The organism is Tolypothrix sp. VBCCA 56010 (assembly GCF_050875635.1).
Lineage (GTDB): Bacteria > Cyanobacteriota > Cyanobacteriia > Cyanobacteriales > Nostocaceae > Hassallia.
The window spans coordinates 1-8,561 of record NZ_JBPAOH010000227.1 but is presented as its reverse complement, the minus strand read 5'-3'; the positions used below and the strand labels follow the sequence as shown (position 1 = coordinate 8,561).

At 40.3% G+C, this 8,561-nt stretch carries 7 protein-coding genes; all 7 read left to right on the top strand.

Translation table 11 applies throughout. The features are described 5' to 3' along the window. Positions 1-757 precede the first annotated feature (757 nt). The 7 genes from AABK37_RS38520 to AABK37_RS38490 all read left to right on the top strand — a co-directional run bounded on the left by AABK37_RS38520 (position 758) and on the right by AABK37_RS38490 (position 8,473). Positions 758-2,494 (top strand): Mu transposase C-terminal domain-containing protein, encoded by a 1,737-nt coding sequence (locus AABK37_RS38520; RefSeq protein WP_432556687.1) that lies wholly within the window; start codon positions 758-760, stop codon positions 2,492-2,494. A gap of 9 nt (positions 2,495-2,503) precedes the next feature. After that, positions 2,504-3,343: a TniB family NTP-binding protein gene (locus AABK37_RS38515; protein ID WP_432556686.1), complete on the top strand. Its 840-nt coding sequence runs from the start codon at positions 2,504-2,506 to the stop codon at positions 3,341-3,343. A 1-nt stretch (position 3,344) separates the two neighbouring features. Continuing rightward, entirely contained in the window at positions 3,345-3,866 is a 522-nt protein-coding gene (locus AABK37_RS38510) for a TniQ family protein (RefSeq protein ID WP_432556685.1), read from the top strand. Positions 3,867-4,060: 194 nt separating this feature from the next. After that, positions 4,061-6,100, top strand: coding sequence for a type I restriction-modification system subunit M (locus AABK37_RS38505; protein ID WP_432556684.1), 2,040 nt, complete (start codon positions 4,061-4,063; stop codon positions 6,098-6,100). Next, complete coding sequence (locus AABK37_RS38500; RefSeq protein ID WP_432556683.1) at positions 6,097-6,963, top strand: restriction endonuclease subunit S; 867 nt, start codon at positions 6,097-6,099, stop codon at positions 6,961-6,963. Before AABK37_RS38505 ends, AABK37_RS38500 begins: the two co-directional genes overlap by 4 nt. Beyond that, entirely contained in the window at positions 6,942-7,526 is a 585-nt protein-coding gene (locus tag AABK37_RS38495; protein ID WP_432556682.1) for a hypothetical protein, read from the top strand. Before AABK37_RS38500 ends, AABK37_RS38495 begins: the two co-directional genes overlap by 22 nt. Then, positions 7,523-8,473, top strand: coding sequence for a type I restriction endonuclease (locus tag AABK37_RS38490; RefSeq protein WP_432556681.1), 951 nt, complete (start codon positions 7,523-7,525; stop codon positions 8,471-8,473). The genes AABK37_RS38495 and AABK37_RS38490 overlap by 4 nt, the downstream gene beginning before the upstream one ends. Positions 8,474-8,561: the final 88 nt, after the last annotated feature.

Below are 8,561 nucleotides of genomic sequence, written 5' to 3'. Positions count from 1 at the left end.
CACATTCTCCTCCTTTTGTCAACTATCTACATATTGCATTGTTCCATAATCCTTTTCCTGACTTATTTACAGCAATGTTAAGAAACATGTGACTAATACATAGCACCTAGAGGCGGGTTGAAAGATTATTTATGCAATTGCTGGAGATAATTGCAATAAGTTTCAACACCCCTCCCAGCTAGAGGCGGGTTGAAAGGTGTTGATATCAGTTTACGAATTTATAACAAAAGCTTTTTAGAAAAGGGTGGGTTGAAAGCGAATCCAGTTACGTCCTTGTTAGACTGGTATTATGACGCTCCGCAGTTCATCTTTGATATAGGGTATCCTCCAGACTGCGTAGCGGTCACTAATTTGTTAATAGTGACAATATTTTGTTAATGGTGACATTAATCTGTTAACAGTGACAAATAATTAGTTAATGTACATGAACAGCGACATTTAATTTGTTCATGTACATCCGCTTGTACATTCACAAATTAGATGACGTTGTTTTACAAATTAATGTCGCTGAAATTATGAGAAAACCCTTGCAGTACAAGGGTTTTATTATTTTTATCACAAACTGTTATTTTTCCGAATTTCACAATTTATAAGTCGCAATCCTAAAAAATTCACAATTTGTATGTCGCTTATTTTGAGGATGGAAAGTTCCTCCTTAATCTTTTTTCATAAATTAGATGTCGCAAACTATCGTATTAATAGTACATTAGTTTCATAGATAACGATAAAACCTCTACATTTTCCTGTGAGGTAAAACATGTCTCAGGACTCACAAAACTCTCTAATTACAAACACAGAAAGTGACCCTTCACAATCCGAGGAAAAGTTTGTAAAACTTTACAAGCTGCCGTCTGATGAATTATTGACTTCGCAAGTAAAGCAGAGGATGGATGTCATTCAAAGTTTGACTGAGCCGTGCGATCGCAAAACCTATGCGATTAGAAAAAAAGAAGCTGCCCAAAAGCTGGGTGTGTCAATTCGCCAAGTAGAGCGCTTACTCAAGAAATGGCGAGAAGAAAGATTGGTTGGGCTGGCAACTACGCGATCGGATAAAGGAAAGTACCGTCTTGACCAGGAATGGATTGATTTTATTATTGATAGTTTTAAGAAAGGCAATGAGGGTAGTAAGCGCATGACCCGACATCAAGTCTTTCTTAGGGTCAAAGGCAGAGGCAAACAACTTAACCTGAACAAAGGAGAATACCCCAGCTATCAATCAGTCTATCGAATTCTCAATGAATATATCGAAGAGAAGCAGAGAAAGCTAAAAGCACGAAGCCCAGGTATGTTAGGGCAACGACTAACGCACATGACCCGCGATCGGCGAGAACTGGAGGTAGAGTGCAGTAATGATGTTTGGCAATGTGACCATACTCGCTTGGATGTGAGGCTTGTAGACGAGTATGGAGTTTTAGATCGTCCTTGGCTAACGATTGTTATCGATTCCTACTCCCGTTGCTTAGTGGGGTTTTATTTGGGATTTGATAATCCTAGTTCTCAAATTGATGCCTTAGCTCTACGTCATGCGATTCTTCCAAAATCTTATAGTTCTGAGTATCAATTGCGTAACGAGTGGCGAACTTACGGAAAGCCCAATTACTTCTACACAGATGGTGGTAAAGATTTTACTTCCATCCATACCACAGAACAGGTTGCAGTGCAAATAGGTTTTAATTGCGCTCTCAGAAGACGACCATCAGATGGTGGAATTGTTGAACGTTTTTTTAAAACGCTTAACGAGCAACTATTAAATCTTCTACCTGGATATACGGGTTCAAACGTTCAAAAACGACCAGAAAATGTTGATAAAGATGCTTGCCTGACTCTCAAGGATTTAGAGAAGGTTATAGTACGTTACATTGTTGACGAATATAATCAGCATACCGATGCCAGGATGAAAGACCAATCTCGGATTGGACGATGGGAAGCGGGATTGATGGCAGACCCATATCTTTATGATGAATTGGATTTAGCGATTTGTTTAATGAAGCAAGAACGCCGCAAAGTCCAAAAATACGGCTGTATTCAATTTGAAAACTTGACCTATCGAGCAGAGCATTTGAGAGGTCGAGACGGAGAAATTGTGGCATTCCGATACGATCCTGCCGACGTAACAACGCTTCTTGTGTACAAAATTAATGCAGACGGGACAGAAGATTTTCTGGATTATGCTCACGCCCAATGTTTAGAGACTGAACGCCTGTCTTTACGCGAATTAAAGGCAATTAATAAGCGGCTAAAGGAAGCAAGCCAAGAAATCAATAATGACTCAATTTTAGAGGCAATGCTAGACCGTCAAGCTTTTGTGGAGGAAACAGTAAAACGAAACCGTAAACAGCGCCGACAAGCAGCAAATGAACAAGTAAATCCTGTAGAGTCGGTGGCTAAGAAATTTGCTGTACCTGAACCAAAACAAATCGCCATAGACAGTGAACCAGAAGAGCTACCAAAATACGAAGTTCGTTACATGGATGAATTCTATGAAGAAGATTAGGTATAGAATATGACAAATGCAATCTCGCTTGCCAAGCAATTTGGCGTTATCAAAGAACCCACACCAGAAGTACAAGCTGAAATTGAACGTTTAAGTCGTGAACCTTACTTAGAACTAGACCAAGTTAAACGTTGTCACGCTTGGATGTATGAGTTAGTCATTTCGAGGATGACTGGTCTATTGGTAGGAGATTCACGTTGTGGAAAAACAGTCACTTGTAAAGCTTTTGCACATCGTTACAACAAGTCACGGCAGGCTAAGGGACAGCGGATGAAGCCTGTAGTTTACATTCAAATTCCCAAAAATTGTGGTTCCAGAGATTTTTTTATCAAAATTCTCAAGGCGTTAAATAAACCCTCAAACGGAACTATTTCCGACCTACGAGAACGAACGCTAGATAGTCTCGCTATACATCAGGTTGAGATGCTTATTATTGATGAGGCTAATCACCTAAAGTTTGAGACTTTTTCAGATGTACGGCATATTTATGATGATGATGAGTTAAAAATTTCTGTTTTGCTTGTTGGTACTACAAGTCGTCTTTTAACAGTAGTTAAACGAGATGAGCAAGTTATTAATCGCTTTCTCGAACAGTTTGAGTTAGACAGATTAGAGGATGCACAATTTAAACAAATGATTCAGATTTGGGAACGAGATGTTCTCAGATTACCGGAAGAATCGAAATTGGCAAGTGGAGATAACCTCAAGCTTTTAAAGCAAGCGACTAAAAAATTAATTGGTAGATTGGATATGATTCTTCGCAAAGCTGCTATTCGCTCATTAATGAGAGGATATAAAAAAGTAGATAAAGATGTTTTAAAAGAAGTAATTGCAGCATCTAAATTGTGATATGGAAGAAAATGTAGATCAAAAAAGACAACTTTGGCTAACCAGAGTCGAGCCTTATGAGGGAGAAAGTATCAGCCATTTTTTAGGTAGATTTCGACGAGAAAAAGGGAATAAATTTTCTGCCCCTAGTGGATTAGGTGATGTCGCGGGACTTGGGGCTGTGTTAGCGCGTTGGGAAAAGTTTTATTTCAATCCCTTTCCGACTCATCAAGAATTAGAAGCGCTAGCAACTCTAGTAGAAGTTGAAGCTGATAGATTACGAGAAATGCTACCTCCACCTGGTGTAGGAATGAAGCACAGTCCCATTAGGTTATGTTGTCGTTGTTATGCAGAGTCGCCATGCCATCAAATTGAGTGGCAATTTAAAGTAACGGTAGGATGCGCGAGCCACAAGTTGCGCTTGCTATCAAAATGCCCTGTTTGTGAAAAACCTTTTCCTATACCGGCTTTGTGGGTGGAGGGACATTGTCCGCGATGTTTTACACCTTTTGCGGAAATGGCGAAGTATCAAAAGCATTACTGATAGCATCTCATTTCTCTTCCTCTCTCATTTGCCGACTATTTACACAGTGACTCTTGCTGTGTAATATGTTTTAGTAATCACTCTCCTGCTCTCTTAAAGAATAGTTATACTTTCTAAAACTCTCAGGTCGGCTGTAAAACTATCTTTCTGCGCCCCGAAATGTAGATATAATAAGCAGATCGATATAGACACACATGGCAGACCATCACCAACTCTCTAACTTTATTTGGCAAATTGCTGACTTATTACGGGGGCCTTACCGCCCACCGCAATACGAGCGTGTAATGTTACCAATGACGGTGCTGCGTCGCTTTGACTGTGTGCTTACGTCAACTAAACCCCAGGTAGTAGCAGCGTGTAACAAGTGGAGTAAGCAAGGACTACAAGATAAAGCCCTGGATGTAATTCTAAACAAGGTAGCAGGGCAGCGTTTTCATAACCGTTCAGAACTCGATTTTCAGCAGCTTAAAGGTGATCCCGACAATATAGATCAACATCTCACTAACTATATTAAAGGTTTCTCGAAGAACGTTTACGATATTTTTGAGCGATTTGAGTTTACTGCTGAAATTGAGAAGATGCGCGAGGCAAACATTCTTTATCTCGTTGTGTCTAAGTTTTGTGATGTTGATTTACATCCGGGTACAGATGATGATCCCAAACTAGATAACATCAAAATGGGATTGCTATTTGAGGATTTAATTCGGCGATTTAATGAAGCAGCTAATGAAACAGCAGGCGATCACTTTACGCCGCGAGAAGTGATCCGTTTGATGGTAGATATTTTGTTTGATCCCGATGACGATATCTTGACTAAACCAGGGATTATTCGCAAGCTGCTTGACCCTACTTGTGGTACTGGTGGAATGCTAGCGGAGGCACAGAATTATTTATACAAATATCATGAGAATGCAAAATTGTGGGTATTTGGTCAGGATTTTAATCCCCGTGCTTATGCTATTGCTGCCTCAGATTTATTGCTAAAGAATAATGAAAATAGTGATATTCGTTACGGTGATTCGTTGATTAACGATCAATATTATGGTGAACGTTTTGATTATTTTCTTGCCAATCCCCCGTTTGGCGTGGACTGGAAAAGGCAACAAAAAGAGGTGCAACGCGAACACGAAAAGTTAGGTTTCGCTGGTAGGTTTGGCGCTGGTACGCCACGAGTTAATGATGGCTCGTTGCTATTTTTACAGCACATGATTAGTAAGTTTGAGCCGTATCAGCCGGATGCTGAGAAAAATGGTTCACGTTTGGCAATTGTTTTCAATGGTTCACCCCTGTTTACTGGTGGTGCGGGTAGTGGTGAAAGTGAAATCCGCAAGTGGGTGATTGAAAATGACTGGTTGGAAGCGATTATAGCTTTGCCAGAGCAGATGTTTTACAACACTGGTATTGGTACTTATATTTGGATTGTCACTAATCGCAAGCAGCAACACCGCAAAGGAAAAATTCAATTAATAGACTCTCGCACTCGCTGGCAACCTATGCGCCGTAGTTTAGGTGACAAACGTCGTTATATGGGTGAAGAAGATATCGCCGCAGTGGTACGGGACTATGGTGAGTTTGTAGAAAGTGAAACAAGTAAGATTTTTGATAATGAAGATTTTGGCTATAATCGCGTTCCCATTGAAAGACCGCTACGTTTGCTCTACCAAATGGATGTAGAACGCAAAAGCCGATTTTTAGATGCTGTGCCTCACTTATTAGATGATGTGCAAGCGATAGATAGAGAATTAGGAAGAGAACCCCGTCCTAATTGGAGTGAGTTTGACAAGCTGATGAATGCTTTAATTAAGCAGCGTGGTAGCAAGTGGAAAAAGACAGAAAATAAACTGTTTCGGGATGTTTTTACAGAGCGGAATTCAGAAGCCGAGGGGGTTATTCTGAAGCAACGTAAAGTGATTGACGAACCTAATGCGCGTGTTTGGGGTTGGTTCCGGGATGCTAAAGGCAAGGTAGAGCGTATGTATGAGCCAGATACGCAACTACGGGATTTTGAAAATGTGTCTTTAACTGATGAAATTGTAGGATATTTTCACCGTGAGGTTGAGCCGTATGTAGGTGATGCTTGGGCAGATAGTGATAAAATTCGCAGTGCGTATGAGATTAATTTTAATCGGCATTTTTATAAATACACTCCTCCGCGACCTTTAGCTGAAATTGATGCTGACATTAAGCAAATGGAGGAAGAGTTTATACGTTTGTTGCATGAGGTAACAGCGTGACTGCTTCTATACATGAATTAATACGACTTAAATATATTGCATCTGTGGAAATGGGGCAATCTCCACCATCAGCTGAATATTCATTATCAGCTGATGCAGGATTACCTTTTTTACAAGGAACAGCTGATTTTGGTACTTTGCATCCCTTACCGCGTATATATTGTCCTGTCTCAACAAAATTAGCAATTCCTGAAGATATTCTATTTTCTGTTCGTGCTCCGGTAGGTGAACTCAACATCGCTGATCGAAAATATGGAATTGGTCGTGGATTATGTGCTATTCGATGCCTTCATCATCTTCACAAAGGTTTTGCATGGTGGGCACTACATTTGGCGCGGACACAGTTAGCTTATGAAACTACAGGTAGCACATACGAAGCAGTTACATCAGAAGATGTTGCTAATTTATTAATACTTTTTCCTAGCTTAGATAACCAAAAAGCGATCGCAAATTACCTTGATCGTGAAACTGCCAAAATAGACACACTCATTTCAGCTAAAGAACGTCTGCTTGATTTACTGACAGAAAAGCGTCGCGCCCTAATTACTCATGCTGTAACTCGTGGGCTAAATCCTGATGTCTCCTTACAAGATTCGAGTTTTGAGTTTTTCAACTATATACCTGAGCATTGGGAAGTGATCAATCTCAAGTTTTTAGGCAAAGTGAAAACAGGAGTAACGAAAGGACGTAATTTTGGTAATCGTGAAACAGTTCTTGTACCATACCTTCGTGTTGCTAATGTTCAAGATGGGTATCTCGATTTATCAGACATAGCTCAAATTGAAGTTTTACCAGAAGAAATCTCCTCGAAGAACAAGGCTGGTTATGTGCCTACACAGGTATGCGTATTGATGGCTACATAACACAACATAACTTTTATAAATGTTACTGCCACATTGATCATGTAAAAGCTCAAGACCATTGCACTCCTGATGAAACCGTTACTTATAGTAATATGGTAGCTTGCTATCCAGGCCCGAATCCTGAACACGAAACCCCGTATGGCGGCGATAAAAAAGGAAATTGGCCTGATTACACAAAAGGGGATCAAACTTTATTTGTGTCTCCTCTAGATCAATCTTGCGAAACCCGTTTCTTATTCAATTTGAAGGGAGAGATTAAATACAAGGAGGGGGATAAAGCGGCAGAAACTACTATTAATAAATTGGGACTCGATCATAAGGAACTTAAAGATTTTCGTAAAGCAGCAATTCAGGGTACTCTCGGTAAACAAAATAATCTTCCTATTCAGAATGCACGCAACAGACTTAAAAAGCTAAAATCTCAACATGAAGGTAGATTGGAACCGTTCTGTTTTGTATTAATACAAGCACTAGATAAACATATTAAAAGACTAGAGTATATTGCTAAATCTAAAGCCTTAAAAAATAAAAACAAAACCCAACATCAAAAGAGGCGCAAATGAATATAGCCAGATATGGTGAAACGGCCTTTGAGAGCATAATTGAAAATCACCTTCTCAGTCATGGCTATGTTGAGGTAACAGACAAATTCGATCGCACCCGCGCTCTTTTTGCCAATGTAGCGATCGCATTTATTCAGCAAACTCAGCCCAAAGAGTGGCAAAAACTAGAAGCACTCCATAAAGAAAAAACCAGTGAACAAGTGCTGACTGACCTGTGTAAATGGATGGATACCTACGGGTCACTACACACTCTGCGTCATGGGTTTAAATGCTACGGTCGAACTCTGCGTATAGCTTACTTCAAAGCAGCCCACAGACTAAACTCTGAATTAGAAGCTCGTTATGCTGCCAACTGTGTAGGTATTACGCGACAACTACAATACAGTGAACGTGAAAAAAACCGAGCGCTTGACATCACTCTTAGCCTCAATGGTATCCCAGTTGTCACGCTAGAACTAAAGAATCCACTTACACGGCAAACTGTAGAAAATGCCAAACAGCAATACCGCCAAGACCGTGACCCCAGAGAAACTATCTTCGAGTTTAAACGCCGCACCCTAGTACATTTTGCAGTTGATACCGAAGAAGTATGGATGACTACACGCCTAGCCGGAGAAGCTACCCACTTTTTGCCTTTTAACAAAGGATACGATGGCGGAGGAGGTAATCCACCAGACACAGAAGGACGTAATTACCGCACCGCCTACCTGTGGGAAGAAGTTTTGCAACGAGACAGTTTACTCGATCTCCTAGCTCGGTTTCTACATTTACAAACAGAAGAGAAACGAGACGATGATGGCCGCAAGTTCAAAAAAGAAACCATGATATTTCCCCGCTACCATCAACTTCAGGCTGTGCGGTTACTGGTAAATGCGGCAAAACATGAAGGTGTAGGAAATAACTATTTAATTGAACATTCAGCAGGGAGTGGCAAGAGTTTGTCCTAAGTCGCCAATAACCTAGACAAAGCTGTACACTCATAGTCATAGCTGGTCTATGAGTGATATATGTATAAGCCAAACGAATTTGCAAAAA